This window comes from Serpentinimonas sp. SMBJO2 (genome assembly GCF_056341105.1).
The window spans coordinates 168,501-183,264 of record NZ_CP150628.1 but is presented as its reverse complement, the minus strand read 5'-3'; the positions used below and the strand labels follow the sequence as shown (position 1 = coordinate 183,264).

17 protein-coding genes are annotated in these 14,764 nt (G+C 70.9%); 2 read left to right on the top strand and 15 right to left on the bottom strand.

Translation table 11 applies throughout. The features are described from left to right. Positions 1–4 precede the first annotated feature (4 nt). Together AAAZ40_RS00890 and AAAZ40_RS00885 are read left to right on the top strand one after the other, a co-directional pair. Positions 5–1,480, top strand: a complete 1,476-nt coding sequence (locus tag AAAZ40_RS00890; protein WP_476660737.1) for a nickel-dependent hydrogenase large subunit — start codon at positions 5–7, stop codon at positions 1,478–1,480. A 2-nt stretch (positions 1,481–1,482) separates the two neighbouring features. Continuing rightward, the gene (locus tag AAAZ40_RS00885; RefSeq protein WP_476660736.1) at positions 1,483–2,859 is read left to right on the top strand and encodes a sensor histidine kinase; all 1,377 of its coding nucleotides are present in this window, start codon (positions 1,483–1,485) and stop codon (positions 2,857–2,859) included. On the opposite strand, the gene AAAZ40_RS00880 is transcribed toward AAAZ40_RS00885, so the two are convergent. The 15 genes from AAAZ40_RS00880 to AAAZ40_RS00810 all read right to left on the bottom strand — a co-directional run bounded on the left by AAAZ40_RS00880 (position 2,831) and on the right by AAAZ40_RS00810 (position 14,717). After that, positions 2,831–3,124: a DciA family protein gene (locus AAAZ40_RS00880; protein ID WP_476660735.1), complete on the bottom strand. Its 294-nt coding sequence runs from the start codon at positions 3,122–3,124 to the stop codon at positions 2,831–2,833. The two genes, AAAZ40_RS00885 and AAAZ40_RS00880, sit on opposite strands and share 29 nt — an antisense overlap. 62 nt (positions 3,125–3,186) lie before the next feature. Then, entirely contained in the window at positions 3,187–4,014 is an 828-nt protein-coding gene (locus AAAZ40_RS00875; protein ID WP_476660734.1) for a S1 family peptidase, read from the bottom strand. A 3-nt stretch (positions 4,015–4,017) separates the two neighbouring features. Further along, complete coding sequence (locus tag AAAZ40_RS00870) at positions 4,018–4,674, bottom strand: BMC domain-containing protein (RefSeq protein ID WP_476660733.1); 657 nt, start codon at positions 4,672–4,674, stop codon at positions 4,018–4,020. Continuing rightward, positions 4,671–7,040, bottom strand: coding sequence for a nitric oxide reductase activation protein NorD (locus AAAZ40_RS00865; protein ID WP_476660732.1), 2,370 nt, complete (start codon positions 7,038–7,040; stop codon positions 4,671–4,673). The genes AAAZ40_RS00870 and AAAZ40_RS00865 overlap by 4 nt, the downstream gene beginning before the upstream one ends. Before the next feature lie 48 nt (positions 7,041–7,088). Next, positions 7,089–7,997, bottom strand: coding sequence for an AAA family ATPase (locus AAAZ40_RS00860; RefSeq protein ID WP_476661650.1), 909 nt, complete (start codon positions 7,995–7,997; stop codon positions 7,089–7,091). A gap of 110 nt (positions 7,998–8,107) precedes the next feature. Further along, positions 8,108–8,467 carry a hypothetical protein gene (locus AAAZ40_RS00855; protein WP_476660731.1) on the bottom strand — a complete coding sequence of 120 codons (360 nt, stop codon included), beginning with the start codon at positions 8,465–8,467 and terminating at the stop codon, positions 8,108–8,110. Beyond that, positions 8,464–9,105, bottom strand: a complete 642-nt coding sequence (locus AAAZ40_RS00850; protein WP_476660730.1) for an AAA family ATPase — start codon at positions 9,103–9,105, stop codon at positions 8,464–8,466. The genes AAAZ40_RS00855 and AAAZ40_RS00850 overlap by 4 nt, the downstream gene beginning before the upstream one ends. 7 nt (positions 9,106–9,112) lie before the next feature. Continuing rightward, complete coding sequence (locus AAAZ40_RS00845) at positions 9,113–9,433, bottom strand: 4a-hydroxytetrahydrobiopterin dehydratase (RefSeq protein WP_476660729.1); 321 nt, start codon at positions 9,431–9,433, stop codon at positions 9,113–9,115. Positions 9,434–9,452: 19 nt separating this feature from the next. After that, the gene (locus AAAZ40_RS00840; RefSeq protein WP_476660728.1) at positions 9,453–9,761 is read right to left on the bottom strand and encodes a BMC domain-containing protein; all 309 of its coding nucleotides are present in this window, start codon (positions 9,759–9,761) and stop codon (positions 9,453–9,455) included. 66 nt (positions 9,762–9,827) lie between these two features. Further along, on the bottom strand, positions 9,828–10,124 hold the full coding sequence (locus tag AAAZ40_RS00835; protein WP_476660727.1) for a BMC domain-containing protein: 297 nt from the start codon (positions 10,122–10,124) through the stop codon (positions 9,828–9,830). 127 nt (positions 10,125–10,251) lie between these two features. Beyond that, a complete protein-coding gene (locus AAAZ40_RS00830; RefSeq protein WP_476660726.1) occupies positions 10,252–10,590 on the bottom strand; it encodes a carboxysome peptide B in 339 nt (112 codons plus the stop codon). Continuing rightward, positions 10,590–10,850 (bottom strand): carboxysome peptide A, encoded by a 261-nt coding sequence (locus tag AAAZ40_RS00825; RefSeq protein WP_476660725.1) that lies wholly within the window; start codon positions 10,848–10,850, stop codon positions 10,590–10,592. Before AAAZ40_RS00825 ends, AAAZ40_RS00830 begins: the two co-directional genes overlap by 1 nt. A gap of 17 nt (positions 10,851–10,867) precedes the next feature. Continuing rightward, positions 10,868–12,397, bottom strand: coding sequence for a carboxysome shell carbonic anhydrase (locus AAAZ40_RS00820; protein WP_476660724.1), 1,530 nt, complete (start codon positions 12,395–12,397; stop codon positions 10,868–10,870). A gap of 25 nt (positions 12,398–12,422) precedes the next feature. Further along, positions 12,423–14,282: a CsoS2 family carboxysome shell protein gene (locus tag AAAZ40_RS00815; RefSeq protein ID WP_476660723.1), complete on the bottom strand. Its 1,860-nt coding sequence runs from the start codon at positions 14,280–14,282 to the stop codon at positions 12,423–12,425. Between the two features lie 108 nt (positions 14,283–14,390). Continuing rightward, complete coding sequence (locus AAAZ40_RS00810) at positions 14,391–14,717, bottom strand: ribulose bisphosphate carboxylase small subunit (RefSeq protein WP_476660722.1); 327 nt, start codon at positions 14,715–14,717, stop codon at positions 14,391–14,393. Positions 14,718–14,764: the final 47 nt, after the last annotated feature.

Here is a 14,764-nt window from a genome sequence, read left to right as displayed (position 1 = left end):
GCCCATGAGCCGCCTGATCGTCGGGCCCTTCAACCGCGTCGAGGGCGACCTCGAGGTCACGCTCGACGTGGCCGACGGCGCGGTGCGCGCGGCGCACGTGAACGCGCCCATGTACCGCGGCTTCGAGCAGATTTTGCACGGCAAGCTGGCGCACGATGCGCTGGTGTTCGTGCCCCGCATCTGCGGCATCTGCTCGGTGTCGCAGTCGGTGGCCGGCTCGCGTGCCTTGGCCGATCTGGCCGGGGTGCAGCCGCCGCCCAACGGCCAGCACGCCATCAACCTGATGCTGGCGACCGAAAACCTGGCCGACCACCTGACGCATTTTTACGCCTTCTTCATGCCCGACTTCTGCCGGCCGGTGTACGCCGACCGACCCTGGCACAGCGAAGCCCGGCGCCGTTTCCTGCCCGAGCACGGGGTGCAGACCCGCCAGGCGCTGGCGGCGCGCCAGCGCGCCTTCACCCTGCTGGGCACGCTGGGCGGCAAGTGGCCGCACACGCAATCGATCGAGCCCGGCGGCAGCGCGCGCGCCATCGACGCCGGCGAGCGGGTGCGGCTGCGCGCCAAATTGCGCGAATGGCGCGCCTTTCTGGAGCAGCACCTGTTTGCCGACACGCTGGAGCGCGTCAACGCCCTCGACGGCCTGGCCGCGCTGTGGCGCTGGCACGCTGCGCAGCCCGAGGCCGGCGATTTGCGCTTTTTCCTCACGCTGGCGCGCGACACCGGGCTGGCCGGCTTGGGAGCGGGCCCGGGGCGCTGCCTGAGCTACGGCACCTACCCGCAACCCGACGGCACGCTGGCGCTGCCGGCCGGGGTCTGGCAGCAGCAGCCCGATGGCGCGCAGGTGCTGGCGCTGCAGCCCGAGGCCATCAGCGAAGACGCCAGCCGCAGCTGGCTCGAGTCGGGCCCGGCGGGCGCTGCGCCGGCGCTGCACCCCTGGAACGGCCTGACCCGCCCGGCCCCCGACAAGGCCGACGCCTACACCTGGAACAAGGCGCCGCGCTGGGCCGGGCAGGTGGTGGAGACGGGGGCGCTGGCGCGCCAGCTGGTGGCCGGGCAGCCCCTGGTGTGCGAGGCGGTGGCGCAGCAGGGCTGCAGCGTGCTGACGCGGGTGCTGGCGCGCGCCCTCGAGCTGGCGCAAGTCTTGCCGCTGATGGAGCGCTGGCTGCAAGCCATACAGCCCGGCGACGCCTTCTGCGTGCCGGCGCCGCTGCCGGATGAGGGGCGCGGCCTGGGCCTGGCCGAGGCCGCGCGCGGCAGCCTGGGGCATTGGGTGGTGGTGCAGCAGGGCCGCATCGCCAACTACCAGATCGTGGCCCCCACGAGCTGGAACTTTGCCCCGCGCGACGCCGCCGGTGTGCCGGGCGCGCTCGAGCAGGCGCTGGTGGGGGCGCCGGTGCGCGCCGGCGAGGACACGCCGGTGGCGGTGCAGCACGTGGTGCGCTCCTTCGACCCCTGCATGGTCTGCACGGTGCACTGAACATGGTCGCGCGCCCCGCCTTGCCCGCCCGGTTTCCGTCTGAGCCCGGCAGCAGCCTCGACCCTCTGGGCGCGCTCGAGGGCGTGGACGAAACCGCTTGGCTGGACGTGATCCAGAAAATGGAGCAGGTCTATACCCAGTTGATCGACGACGAGGTCAAGCTGGAGCAGAAAAACGCCGAACTCGAGCTGCAGCAGCAGTTCATCGCCAGCGTGATGGCCTCGATGTCTGACGTGCTGGTGGTGTGCGACCGCAGCGGCCGCATCGAACAGGTCAACCGCGCCTTGTGCGAGCTGGTGGGGCGCAGCGAAGCCGAACTGGTGGGCCAGCCGGTGGCGCGCTTGCTGGCCGATGCCAGCAGCCAGGAGCGGGCGCAGGGGGCGATGCAAGACAGCACCCAGCAGGGGCTGGAGATCGAGCTCAACCTGCTCGACCGCCATGGGCAGCCGCTGTCGGTCGATGCCAGTTGCACCCCGCGCTTCGGCGGCGCGCGGCGCCGTTTGGGCACGGTGTGGGTGGGGCGCCCCACGGGCGAGCTCAAGCGCGCCTACCAAGAGCTGCAAGCGGCGCACGCGGCGCTCAAGAGCGCGCAGCAGCAGCTGCTGCACTCCGAAAAAATGGCCTCGCTCGGGCAACTGGTGGCCGGGGTGGCGCACGAGCTCAACAACCCCATCAGTTTCGTGCTCGGCAACACCCACGCGCTGCAAAAATATTGCAGCCGCATGCAAAGCTACCTGAGCGCGGTGCACCAGCGGCGGACCGATGCCGAGCTGGGCGAGTTGCGCCAGCGCCTGCACATCGACCGCATGCTCCACGACCTGCCCGAACTGATCGCCGGTACGCTCGAGGGCGCGCAGCGCACCGCCGACATCGTGCAGGGGCTCAAGCGCTTTTCGGCCATGGACCCGCAGGAGCACTTGCCGCTGGAGCTGGCGGCGGTGATCGAGCTGGCGATTGCCTGGGTGCAAAAGGGGCAGGCGCAACCGGTGCAGCTGCGCTGGCAGCGCCCGGCCATGGCGCTGCCGGTGCGCGGCAGCGCGGGCCAGTTGCAGCAGGTGCTGATGAACCTGCTGCAAAACGCCTGCTACGCCGTGGCCACCCAGCCCCCCGAGCGCCGCTGGGTAGAGATTCGTGCGACCGCCGACGCCAACCACGTGCGGGTGTGCGTGCTCGACGCCGGCGCCGGCATTGCGCCCGAGCACCTGCCGCGCATCTTCGACCCTTTTTACACCACCAAGCCGGTGGGGCAGGGCACGGGCCTGGGGCTGTCGATCAGCTACGGCATCGTGGAGGAACACGGCGGCCAGTTGCGCGCGCGCAACAGCGCCCACGCCGGGGCCGAGTTCGAGCTCAGTCTGCCACGGGCTTGCGCACCTTGAAGCGCAGCGCGTTCACCGGTTGCCCGCTGGCCTGCAGCGCCTGCAGCAAAGCCGGGGCGAGCTGGCGCAGCTTGCTGCCCACGGCGGGGTTGTTGACCAGCAGGCACCAGACGCCGTCGTCGAGCGCGCCGGCGCTGACCTGATCGCGCAGCGGCGGCGGCAGCAGCGGCAGCACGAGGCGCAGCAGCTGCTGCGACTGCGCCACGCGCTGCGTGATGGCCGACAGCACGCTGGAGGCACGCACGGCTTGTTCGAGCGGAATCATGGGGCCCAAGTATCGCTGGTTTGGAGCGTCGGCGCCGGCCCGCGCGCTGCGCCCCCAGCGGCTCAGTCGAGCCAGCGCCCGAGGTAGGCGGCCAGCAGCTCCTGCACCGCGCTGGCCTTGATCACCAGCCCGAGGTCGATCATCTCGCTGCCCAGCACCGTGGGCCCGACGCTGGCCGGCACGGGCACGGGCACCAGGCGGCTGGCTTCTTCACGAAAGAACACCGCCGCCACCACGCCGGCAAACCAGGGCGCACTCTGGCTGGCGTCGTCCGGCGCGCCGTCGCTGCGGCGGCGGCGCACGAACACCGGCGAGCCGCTGGAGCCCGGATAGACGGCGGCGTCGATCAGGAATTCGGCCCGGCCCTCGAAGTCCAGCGCCAGCGCCGTGGCGGTGCTGCCGCGGCGCAGTATCGGCAGCGCGTTGACCTGATCCCAGACCCCACTCGGGTAGCCGACGAACAGCACGTCTTCGAGCGCATCGAAGGCGGCGCTGGCGGCCGCGTCGGGCATGGTGCGGCTGTCGATGGGCTGCACGTACAGCTCCACGCCCTGGGCCTGAGCGGCCTCGAGCAAGGGCCGCAGCGGCACCAGCGCCAGATCGACTTCGGGCTGTGGGTGGCCAAACCAGGCCTGCGGGAAGTCTTCGATGTCGATCTGAAAGCGCTGCCCGATCAGCGGCTGGCCATGGTGGGCGCGCGTGAACACCAGCGCGCCGCGCTGCACACCCTCGACCAGGTGCCGGTTGGTGACCACGAAGCGGCTGCGGCCGCGCGCGTGCGCGTGCTCGATCACGAAGGCGGTGCCCGAACCCAGGCTGCCGTCGGCGAGCACGGTATCGACGCGCACGGTGTGGAACAGCAGGCGTTTGGCGGCGGTATCGACGTGCATGGATCAATTCTCGCTGAAAGGGGCGGCATTCTGGTTGATGGCGGCGATGGCGCGCTCGGCCGCTTCCAGCGCCTGCTGCGCCTCGGCTTCGCTGCCCATCATCGTCAGGCGGCCAAAGGAGCCGAAAGGGCGCACGTCGATCAGGGTGACGTTGGCGGCTTTTTCGGCCTGGTTGGCGGCATAGACGACGTAGCCCGCCGGCTCGACCTCGAAGATGAACATGCTCTTGCCCGGCAGCAGCATCGAGCCTTTGCGGAACTGGCGGTTGATCAGGGTGGCGTGGTCGGGCGTGAGGGCGCAGATGACTTCGCTCCAGGCGATGCGGCACGGCAGGCGCTCGGACTCGGCGGCGCCGAGCTGCTGCAGGATCAGCTGCCCGGCCTGCGCCACCTCGCTCTGGTTGCGGTAGTGGATTTCCATCGAGCCAAAGGCGCGCTCCACCACCTGCTCGCCCATGTGCACGTTGCTGCCCTTGAGCGCGATGTCGGACAGGCGGTGCACCGCCATGCCCGGCGCCACTTCGACCCACAGGCAGGCGTCGCCCGGCACCGGCAGAAAGCCCTGCGACGAGGTCGCCAGGTACGAGGCCAGCTGCGGCTGCAGCGAGTCGATCAGGACGTAGGTGCGCAGCGACACCGGCGCGCCGCCGGCGGTCTTCATCGGGTCAGGCCCAGGTAGAGCTGCGGCAGGCGTTCGGGCAGGCGCTCGACGCGGTCGATGACGCTGTAGTGGCCGCTGCCAAAGATGCGCTCGACGTAGCCGTCGGCCTGCGGATCGAGCGACAGACCGTAGCACCAGGTGCCGTCGCGCTGCAGCTCCTGCACCGCGCGCTGGGCGTCGAGGCGCAGGTACTGCGGGTCGGTGACGTCGCGGTCGGCGGGCGCGCCGTCGGTGATCACCAGCACCAGCCGTTTGCGCTGCGGCTGGCGCTGCAGTTGCGCCCCGGCGTGGCGCAGCGCCGCGCCCATGCGGGTCGAGTAGCGCGCCTTCATCGCCGCCAGCCGCGCCTGCGCCAGCTCGGCAAAGGGCTCGTCGAAGCCTTTGAAGCGGTAGTAGTGCACGTCGTGGCGGCCGTCGGAGCAAAAGCCGTGCAGGGCAAAGGGGTTGCCGATGCGGCGCAGCGTCTCGGCCAGCAAGATGGTGGCGGCGCGCGTGAGCTCGAGCACGGTCTGCTCCTGGCCGCGCACTTTTTCGTTGGCCGATTCCGACAGGTCGAGCAACACCAGCAAGGCCAGATCGCGCTCGTGGCGCTGGCGCCGCTGCATGATGCGCGGGTCGGGCTGGCGCCCCATGCGCCAGTCGAGCACCGCCTGCAGCGCCGGATCGAGGTCGATGTCGTCGCCGTCTTCGATGCGCCGGATGCGCTGCAGGCCCTGCGGCGCCAGCGCCTCGATCAGGTATTTGAGGTGCGCGATCACCGGCTTGTTCTGATCCAGCACGGCCTGCACCGGCGCCGGATCCGCGAGTTCGACGTGGCGCTCCTGCACCGTCACCCAGTCGGGCCGGTGCAGCTGGATTTGGTAGTCCCACTCGGGGTAGTGCACCGGGTCGGCCAGCGGCGCGCGGCCCAGCAGCGAGTTGATGGTCACGCCTTCCTGGTCCAGCCAGTATTCGGTCGGCAGGGTCCAGATTTCCTGCGCGTCGTCGCCGGCGTATTCGACGTCGATTTCGTTGACCATCTCCATGATGTTGACTTTGCGCCGCACCTGCTGGCGGCTGTCCCAGTCCGCCTGCAACGCCTGCGCCTCGTCGTAGCGCGCCGCTTGCCAGAGGTAGCGGTTGTCGTCGCGGTAGGGGGCGCGCAAGGCATCCTGGCGCGCCGAAAACGGTGCCCAGCCTTGTTGCTGGCGCCAGTGCTCGAGGCTCGCCGCCAGCTCCAGTCCGGTGCTCAGGCTGCGCTGGGCGTCGTCGCGGTCGGGCCAGGCGGCCCAGGCGGCCAGACCCTGCTGCACCCAGGGGTGGGGGTCGGCGCGGTCGGGTTCGAGCCAGGCGCACACCAGGCGGTGCAGCAGGTCGCCGCAGCTGGTGGGTTCGGCCACCGGCTGCGGCTGCAGGCGCCGCCAGAGCGCAGCCAGCCCAGGGAAGCGCGCGCTCGCCAAGGCTTCGACGCGCGCGTCTTCGACCGCTTCGACCAGGGCACACTGCAAGGGCGTGAGGCCGTGGTCGTCGAGCGCCGTCTGGCCAAACACCAAGTGCGCGGCGCAGTGGGCGGCGGCGGCGCGGTAGAGCTCGAGCGCGCTCACCGGGGCGGCCGTGGCGGCGGCCGTGTCGCTGCTGGCGGGCACGTCGTCGTAGGCGTCGGCGAGGTGGATCACCATCTGGTCGATGAAAGGGCGCAGCCCCTGGCGCTGCTCGTAGTCGCCGGCGGTCGGGCGCAGCACGAAGTCGCGGCCCCAGAGGGCACGCAGATACATGTTCAGCCGGCGCTGCACATCGACCAGCAAGGTGCCCTTGCGCTCCTGCTGCAGCACCGCCAGCGCGTCGGGGCTGGCGAGGCCAAAGTAGCGCTGCTGGCCCTCGAAATCGCTGCGGTAGGCGTTGGCGCCCCACATCACCCAGCGCCGCAGCCCGCCCAGGGTGAGCTGGCCCAGCAGGCGGTCGAGTTGCTCGAGCATCGGGCGCAGACCGCGCGGGGCTTGCGCCAGCACCAGTTCGAGCACGCTCAGGTACTGGCGCCACAGGCTGGCGTCGCCCAGGCGCTCGGCCACCGTGCCGGAGGTGCCGGCGATCAAGGCCAGCACCTGGCCCGAGGTGCGCGAGGCCATGCCGAGCAGGAACTGCACCAGCCCCGGCAGCTCTTCCTCGCCCACGGCACGCGCCAGGTGTGGCATCTGCTGCAGGTAGGTCAGCACCAGGTCTTCGCCGCGCCCGAGTTGGTGCAGCGCCCGCGCGCCCTTGAGGTAGTTGTCGAGCCCGCGCGGCGACATGGCGCGCGCGGCCTCCTGCCACGCCGCCGGCAGCAGCTCCTGCGCCCTGGGCGGCAGTTCGGCGAGCAGCTCGTGCTGGTCGTGCAGGTGGATGGTCATGGCGCTTGGGGGCCGTTTACAGACTGAGGGGTGCGGGCTGGTGGCGTGTCAGAAGTAGGTGCCCACGGCGGCGTCGAGCACGTCGCGCATGTCGGCGTCGTCGGTGATCGGGCGCACCAGCGCCATGCGGCAGGCCGCTGCGGGAGCGACGCCGCGCGCGATCAGGGTGCCGGCGTAGATCAACATCCGGGTCGAGAGCCCCTCGTCCAGGCCGTGGCCCTTGAGGTTGCGTGCGCGCTCGCCGATGTGCACCAGCCGCCCGGCGGTTTCGGCATCGACGCCGGACTCGTGGGCCACGATCTCGACTTCGAGCGCGTGCTCGGGGTAGCCAAAATCGAGCGCCGCAAAGCGCTGTTTGGTGGACTGCTTGAGGTCCTTCATGAGCGACTGGTAGCCCGGGTTGTACGAAATCACCAGCACGAAGTCGGGGTGGGCGTGCAGCAGCTCGCCCTTTTTCTCCAGCGGCAGCAGGCGCCGGGCGTCGGTCAGCGGGTGGATCACGACCGTGGTGTCCTGGCGCGCCTCGACCACTTCGTCGAGGTAGCAAATCGCGCCGTGGCGCGCTGCCAGCGTCAGCGGCCCGTCTTGCCAGCGCGTGCCCTGGGCGTCGAGCAAAAAGCGCCCGACCAGGTCGGAGGCCGTCATGTCCTCGTGGCAGGCCACGGTGACCAAGGGCCGACGCAGGCGCCAGGCCATGTATTCGATGAAACGCGTCTTGCCGCAACCGGTGGGGCCCTTGACCATGACCGGCATCCGGGCGCCGTAGGCGGCCTCGAACAGCTCGACCTCGTCGGCCACGGGGCGGTAAAAGGGCTCGTGCGTGGCGCGGTAGCCGCGCAACGGGTCGCTGTCGCTGGCGGTGTGGGGCGGCGTATCGAGGCCTGGGCGCAGGGCGGCGTGGCCGCTGTGGGCGGCGCTGGCCGGGGTGCGGCCAGCCTGCGGTGCGCCGGGCCGCATGGGGGGTGGCGGGGGATGCATGCCGGCCAAGTCGAGGTGGCGCGCCGGGTAGCTGCGTTCTGGGTAGCTGCGTGGGGGGGTGCTGTTCATGATCGTGCTCGGGCTAAGACCTAGTCGGGCCAGACGCGCTGCGGAAACAGCTCGCCGGCGCTGCTGCGTGGGCTGGACGTGCGCATGCCGTCGGCGCTGGGTGTGGCTGCGGGCATGGGCGCGGTGGTCGCGGGGGTGGCAGAGGAGGTTGCAGACGAGGTGGCCGCGGCCAGGTGGGCGCTGGCGTCGGCCCGAGGCCGGGCGGTGCCATTGGCGCGCGCTTTGGGCGCTGCACGCGGCGCGCGTGCCGGCCGGGTGCCGGCAGGCGCAGCGGCCTTGGGCGCCGGCGTGGGCGGCGCGTTGCCGGCCGATTCGGCCCCGCGCTCGGGCTGGGCGCTGCGGCGCACGCTGGCGGCGAGTTGGGTTTTGAGTGCGGTCATTTCAGTATCTCCTCGAGTACGGCTTCAATTTCGGCCCGGGCCGCAGCCGCCTGGCGCCCCAGCGTGTGCACGGTTTGCCCCTGCAGGGCGGCGCTGCGGTAGATCGCGCGCCGCCGCACCACCGAGGGCAGCAGCTCGAGCCCAAACTCGGCGACCGCCTCGTTCATGGCCTGTGACCAGGCGCGATCGGGCTCGGCCTGGTTGAGCACAAAAGCGGCGCGCCACCCGCTGCGCCCAGCGCCGGCCTGCTCGAGCCAACGCACCAAATGCCAGCTGGCCCACAGGTCGAGCGCCGAGGGCAGCACCGGCACCAGCACCCGATCGACCTGGCCCAGCAAGGCCTGCAAGCCGTCTTGCTGCAGCGCCGGCGGGCAGTCCCAGACCACGTAGTGCGGGCGCGGCTGCGATGCATCAGCCAGCCTCTGGGCCGCCTCGGCGCCATGCACGGCCATCGGCAAACCCGCCGCGCCGCTCTGCGCCGCCCATTGCAAGGCCGAGCCCTGCGGGTCCAGGTCCACCAACAGCGTGGGGCCGCGCTGTGCCAGCGCCGCAGCCAGGTTCACAGCCAGCGTGGTCTTGCCGGTGCCGCCCTTGTGGTTGATCAGGGCCAACTGAAACGGTGCGGCACGGCGGCTCATGGCGCTGTCAGGCCGTGGCCAGCCGCCCCAGTTCAGCCGCCAGCGCGTACTCGGCCGGGCTCAAGGCCGCCCCGGTGGCGCTGAGCGTCACGTTGACATAGGTGCGGCCAAAGTTGATGTTCTGAGCCGTAACGCCGCTGGACTCCTGCAGTTCGGCGAGACGATCCAGAAAGGCCCGCGTGTGGGCATAGCTGGCGAACTCGAAACGCCGAAACAGGCTCGGCGGGCGTTCGCTGCAGCTCCATCCAGGAGGCGCGGCAGGCGCCAACGCCGTGGCCTCACTGGCCGTGGCCGGGGTGCCGCTGGGCGTTGGGTCGAGCGCTTGCATGCGATGGCCTTTGCGCCGCTCAGCTGCGGGTCGAAGTGATCTCGAGGTCGCGGCCACCGCCGTCGGCGTCGGGGCGCACGGGCAGGATGCCCTCGACCTCGTTGTGCACGCGCGCGATGATGTGCGCCGCCACCAGCCCGTCGCCCACGCGCTCGCAGGCGTCGGCGCCAGCGCGCACGGCGGCGTTGACGGCGCCGGTCTCGCCGCGCACCAGCACCGTGACGTAGCCGCCGCCGACGAACTGGCGCCCGATCAGGCGCACTTCGGCGGCTTTGGTCATGGCGTCGGCGGCCTCGATGGCCGGCACCAGGCCGCGTGTTTCAATCATCCCGAGGGCGATTCCTGTGCTCGTAGCCATCGTGTTGCCTCTTTATCTTTACAAAGTTGAGTGGATTCAAGCGCTCGGGGCCGTGGGCAGGATGCCTTCGACCTCGTTGTGCACGCGCGCGATGATGTGCGCCGCCACCAGCCCGTCGCCCACGCGCTCGCAGGCGTCGGCACCGGCGCGCACAGCGGCATTGACGGCGCCGGTCTCGCCGCGCACCAGCACCGTGACGTAGCCGCCGCCGACGAACTGGCGCCCGATCAGGCGCACTTCGGCGGCTTTGGTCATGGCGTCGGCGGCCTCGATGGCCGGCACCAGGCCGCGGGTTTCGATCATGCCCAGGGCAATACCTGTGGTTGCTGCCATTTCATTTCTCCTTCAGTTCAAAAAAAAACACCAAAAAAAAACACCTAAACCCCACGAGCCGTCCGCTCAAGCGAACGACTCACCCATGCTCCCACGAGCTGGCCAGCGGCCGGCCCACTCAGCATTCCTACGGTGCAGCGCGCACATTGGCGCGTGCTCCGGCAGCAGGCGTCGCCGCATCGGCCGCCGCAGCGTCTGGCGCTGCCGCCTGTGCGTTGCCTGCACATTCCCAGTGATCGACGATGCCGCAGATCGCCAAATCGGTGATCGTCAGCGGATCGGGCATGGCAAACCGGGCCGCGCTGCCGGTGGTGACGAAGACCCACTTGCCCTCTGGCACCCCGACCGGGTCAGACGCGACCGAAACCACTCCCTGCTCGCTTTGCAGCACGCGCAGCGACACCGCTTGCATGCCCTCCACGCGCCGGGTGCACACCAGATCGGCCATGACTTGCAGCACTTCCATCAGGCGCTCCCCTCTGGCGTCCAGCGGTCGATGATGCCGACGATGGTCAGGTCGGAGGGGAAGTCGCGGCTGCCGGCGGCTTCGCGCGCGGCCGACGAACCGACGCAGATCACCCAGTCGCCTGGCACGCACCCGATGGCATCGACCGCCACGCTGCGTGCGCCACCGGCGCGCTCCTGCACCACCAGCAGGGGCCGGTGGCCAAAGGCTTCGATCCGGTTGGTCGAAACCAGGGTTTTTTCCACGCGCATGATCTTCATGGCTCGGCTCCTGCGCTTCAGTGCCCAGCCACCGCGGCTGCGGCTGCATCGGCCCATTCGAGCCGCTGGCCACTGTGGCGCTCGCTGACCGCCACGCGGCAGTGCAGCAGACCGCGCCCGGCCCAGTCGGCAAAACGCTCCCGCGCCGCCTGCGCCACGCGCAAGCCGCGCGCCACCGCGCGTTCGCGCGAACCCGGCACGCGTGCGCTGTAGGTGAAATGCACCAGCAGCGGCAGCGGCAAGCCGCGTTGCACGTTCAGGCCCTGAAAGATGCGCGCGCCCACGTCGAGGTCGGCCGCACCTTCTTCGACCGTGTCGAGGTGGGCAAAATAAAACTGGTTGCGCACCTGCAGCGACGGCACGGCCTCGCCGGCGCAGACGAAGGCTTCGTCGTGGCCGATCACGGCGTAGCGGCCGCCGTGGTGCTGCTGCACGTAGTCGAGCTGCGAGAAGTTGCCGACCAGCCAGGCCCGGGCCAAGCCCAGCAGCCCGTGTGGCAGTGGGTACAGCGCGGCGCCACCGAGCTCGGCGGCGTAGCGCAGCAGCGCGGCATCGAGCGCCTGCTGCGCCGCTGCGGCGCTCAGGCCCAGCGTGGCGCGGTACAGCGCCGCGCTGTCGAGGTAGCGCTCGGCGCGCAACTGGCCGCTTGCGTCGGGCAGGTGGATGCGGATCGCGTCGCAATCGGTGTCGACCCCGAGCAGCAGCACCTGCGGTGCGGCGCCGTGGCCATAGGTGTTGTCCACCGCCACTTGCAGTGCGTGCAGGCGCTCGATCGCGGCGGCCACAGCGGCGGCGTCGTGGCTGCCGTGGGCGGCGCAGCCCTGCTCGCAGGGGGCCGAACTGCTGTAGTGGTAGGCCGCGACCTTGAGGTAGTCGAGCCCGGCGCCGCCTTCGATGGCCCCGGTGAGGCGCTCGAGCTCGCGCTGGGTCCAGTCGGCGACGTCGTGCTCGACGTCAAACAACGCGCCGGCGTAGGCCTTGACCCAGACCCAGGGCGCCGGCGCGGTGCGCAGCACAAAGGGCAGCAAGCCCTGCAAGCGGCCATCGGCGCAAGGGCTGATGTCGATGGTGTGAAAACCCAGAGCCTGCCAGTGCGCGCTCTGCAGCGTCATGCGCGGCAGCCAGCAGGCCTGGTCGGTGGCGGCGTGGTCGACCGAAGCGGCGATGGTCGCGAACAGGCAGTGCGCGTACAGCGCAGACATGTCCACGCCCTGAACCCAGGCGCTGGCCAGCCAGTCGGCGGGCAACTCAAAGCCCAGCCGCTCGAGCGCCAGCGCTTGCGCCTGTTGCGCAAAGTCGCGCTCGTGCTGCAGGTTGGAGAGCGTGCGCAACACGTCGGTGACGGCAGCAAAGCGGCCGCGCAGCGTGAGCTCATAGTGGCGCAGGCAGTCGTTGAGCGCGGCATCCACCAGCGCATGCTGCGCTCGCTCCTGGGGCAGCGGCAGCTCCGCTGACCGGGTGCGCGCCGACGCCCCTGCCCGCGCATTGGGCGCAGGTTGGCTGCTGGCGCGTGCGCTCAGGGCCAGACGGCGTTGCAGGGTGTTCATGGTGGCAAGCTCAGTGGTTGCCAGCTCAGCCGCGGGCGCCGCCCGATACCGTCACGGTGGCGCCGCGCCCGGTGCTGCCCGAGGAGCCGGTGACCGGGCTGGGCGGAATCTCGGGGCGCACCTGTTCGCGCACCTGCTCGCGCGCTGCCCGTGCATCCATGCCCATGCCGCGCGGCTGGCCGCGCAGCGTCGGGTTGCGCCCTTGGGACCAAGCGCCTTCGGTGCCCGAAACGCGGCTGTTGCCGCTCCAGGCGTCGCCGGTGACGCGGCTGCCCTGCTGGCGCCCGTCGCCCGAGATTTGGCTCGACGCCAGTGCCGGCGGTGTGGCCGGGGCGGCGGCGGCAGTCGGCGCGGCCGCTGTGCGCTCGCTGGCGACCATGCGCCCGGTGGCGCGGGCGCTGCAGCCGTGGCGGAATTCGGGCGTGCCGGTGATCATGCCCTGGGCCTTGAAGCCGGGGCCGGTGATGCGCTCGCTGGCGCCGCCGCTGCCGCTGGCCACGCCGGTGACCGAGCGCACGCGTTCGGGGGCGCGCTGGCGCGCCGGCGGCACGATGCTGAAGCCCTGCGGCGCCGCTGGCACCTGTTCCAGCGCCAGCTCGGGGTGGCGGGTGAGCCAAGCGCCGTCGATGCGGCACGAGGCGTGCTGGTTGTCGGGCCCGATGTAGGCGGTGCCGGTGACCGGCTCGCAGGCGCCGCGCTCGTCGCCCGTGACGCCGCCGCCGCCCACGCCGGGCCGATCGCCGGTGAGCGACTGTGGCCGCCAGCTGGCCGGCTGCACCTGCGTTTTGGCGCTGCTGGAGCGGGCATACTGGGTGCCGGTGATCGGACGCTGCGCGCCGGCTTCGCTGCCGGTGACGCTGCCGCCACTGTGCAGCGTGACGCCGGTCACGGTCTGCTGGCCGCGGCTGGACATCACGCTGACCTTGTGCGGGCCCTCGCGCAGACCCTCTTGCTGACACAGTTGCAGCGTTTCGGCGGCCAGGTACTGGGTGCCGGTGATGCCGCGGCACGCACCCGTCTGGTTGCCGGTGACCAACGGTTTGGGGTCGGCCATGGTGCCGCTCACGGTCTGCTGTTGCCCGGTGGTGAGCGACTGCCCGACTTTGGGCGGACGCGGCTGTGGCCGCGCCTCGCACCAGGCTTCGAACTGCTCCTGGCCGATGTATTCGGTGCCGGTGACGTTGCGGCAGGTGCCGGGCTCCTGGCCGGTGACTTTGCCACTGCGCTCGACTTGGGTGCCGGTGACTTCTTGGCCGCTCAGGGTGTGGCCGGCTTCGACCTTTTGCAGCGCCGGCCGGGTGCGACCGCTGGGGCGCATGGCGCCCGTTTGGCTGCTGGCTTCGGTGCGTCCGGTGAGCGAGGCCACCAGCCGCTTTTGCATCGCCAGTTGACGGCCGGTGGCGCCTTGCTCGAGCGCGGTCTGCCAATCGGCGCGGTCCGGCATCGAGGCGGCGATGCGGGTGGCGTTGGCCACGCGCTGGATGCCGGGCTTGCCCACTGCCGCCAACGCCTGGCGCCGGGCCCGGGCCAAGGTGCGGCCGGTGGGGGCGGCGTAGAGGCTGCGCTGCATGACCGGGGCGGCACTCAGGACCTCGGTGCCCGCCGCGTCGTTGCAGCCGCAACCGCCCGCCGCGCCGGTGCAGGCGCATTCGGCCGTTGCCTCCGGGCGCTGCAGTTCGGTCAGGCTGCGCTGGCTGGTGTGGGCTGCTGCCCGCTCCGCGGCATTCAAGCCCGAACCGCTGCCCGACTGCACCTGCGCCAGCAGCGACTGCGCGCTGGCGCGGCTCGCCACCTTGCCCGCTGTGGCCATGGCCTGGCGGCGCAGGCGCGCCATCTCGCGCCCGGACAGCGTGACGTCGCCGTGTTTGACAGTGCTAGGCCCCATGGCACACCTCTGGATACTTTCTGGCGCGCGGCAAAACCGCGCCGCCCTTGCGATGCTTGTGGATACAGAAAAATGGGCGCTGCAGCGGCAGTCGAGCGCCCAGCGCTTTCAGCGATAGACCACGAAGGCCTGACCCTGGCTTTGCGAGTAGTTGTCGTAGGCCACGAAGCGCACCACGTGGTTCGGGAACTCGCGGTGGCAGGCTTCGATTTCGGTCAGCACCGCATCCACGCTTTGCTCGCCAAACAGTGGCAGCTTCCACATGTACCAAAAGCTGCTGGTGGCGGCGGTGCCGCGCTCGGTGTGCTCGATGGCCGGGTTCCAGCCTTGCGCAATCGCGTAGGCGATCTGGCGCCGCACCTGCTCGGGCTTCATCTGCGGGAGGTAGGAAAAGGTCTCGTAGCGCTGGGTCTGTTGGTAGGCTTGTACGGCCATGATGGGCTCCTGTCAATGCTCGATGGGGTTGCTGGAAGGTGTGGATG

What these genes read in the sequence shown, in the direction of transcription:
- AAAZ40_RS00890 (WP_476660737.1), top strand. Translation starts at nt 5, where the DNA reads ATGAGCCGCCTGATCGTCGGGCCCTTCAACCGCGTCGAGGGCGACCTC.
- AAAZ40_RS00885 (WP_476660736.1), top strand. Translation starts at nt 1,483, where the DNA reads ATGGTCGCGCGCCCCGCCTTGCCCGCCCGGTTTCCGTCTGAGCCCGGC.
- AAAZ40_RS00880 (WP_476660735.1), bottom strand. Translation starts at nt 3,124, where the DNA reads ATGATTCCGCTCGAACAAGCCGTGCGTGCCTCCAGCGTGCTGTCGGCC.
- AAAZ40_RS00875 (WP_476660734.1), bottom strand. Translation starts at nt 4,014, where the DNA reads ATGCACGTCGATACCGCCGCCAAACGCCTGCTGTTCCACACCGTGCGC.
- AAAZ40_RS00870 (WP_476660733.1), bottom strand. Translation starts at nt 4,674, where the DNA reads ATGAAGACCGCCGGCGGCGCGCCGGTGTCGCTGCGCACCTACGTCCTG.
- AAAZ40_RS00865 (WP_476660732.1), bottom strand. Translation starts at nt 7,040, where the DNA reads ATGACCATCCACCTGCACGACCAGCACGAGCTGCTCGCCGAACTGCCG.
- AAAZ40_RS00860 (WP_476661650.1), bottom strand. Translation starts at nt 7,997, where the DNA reads ATGCGGCCCGGCGCACCGCAGGCTGGCCGCACCCCGGCCAGCGCCGCC.
- AAAZ40_RS00855 (WP_476660731.1), bottom strand. Translation starts at nt 8,467, where the DNA reads ATGACCGCACTCAAAACCCAACTCGCCGCCAGCGTGCGCCGCAGCGCC.
- AAAZ40_RS00850 (WP_476660730.1), bottom strand. Translation starts at nt 9,105, where the DNA reads ATGAGCCGCCGTGCCGCACCGTTTCAGTTGGCCCTGATCAACCACAAG.
- AAAZ40_RS00845 (WP_476660729.1), bottom strand. Translation starts at nt 9,433, where the DNA reads ATGCAAGCGCTCGACCCAACGCCCAGCGGCACCCCGGCCACGGCCAGT.
- AAAZ40_RS00840 (WP_476660728.1), bottom strand. Translation starts at nt 9,761, where the DNA reads ATGATTGAAACACGCGGCCTGGTGCCGGCCATCGAGGCCGCCGACGCC.
- AAAZ40_RS00835 (WP_476660727.1), bottom strand. Translation starts at nt 10,124, where the DNA reads ATGGCAGCAACCACAGGTATTGCCCTGGGCATGATCGAAACCCGCGGC.
- AAAZ40_RS00830 (WP_476660726.1), bottom strand. Translation starts at nt 10,590, where the DNA reads ATGGAAGTGCTGCAAGTCATGGCCGATCTGGTGTGCACCCGGCGCGTG.
- AAAZ40_RS00825 (WP_476660725.1), bottom strand. Translation starts at nt 10,850, where the DNA reads ATGAAGATCATGCGCGTGGAAAAAACCCTGGTTTCGACCAACCGGATC.
- AAAZ40_RS00820 (WP_476660724.1), bottom strand. Translation starts at nt 12,397, where the DNA reads ATGAACACCCTGCAACGCCGTCTGGCCCTGAGCGCACGCGCCAGCAGC.
- AAAZ40_RS00815 (WP_476660723.1), bottom strand. Translation starts at nt 14,282, where the DNA reads ATGGGGCCTAGCACTGTCAAACACGGCGACGTCACGCTGTCCGGGCGC.
- AAAZ40_RS00810 (WP_476660722.1), bottom strand. Translation starts at nt 14,717, where the DNA reads ATGGCCGTACAAGCCTACCAACAGACCCAGCGCTACGAGACCTTTTCC.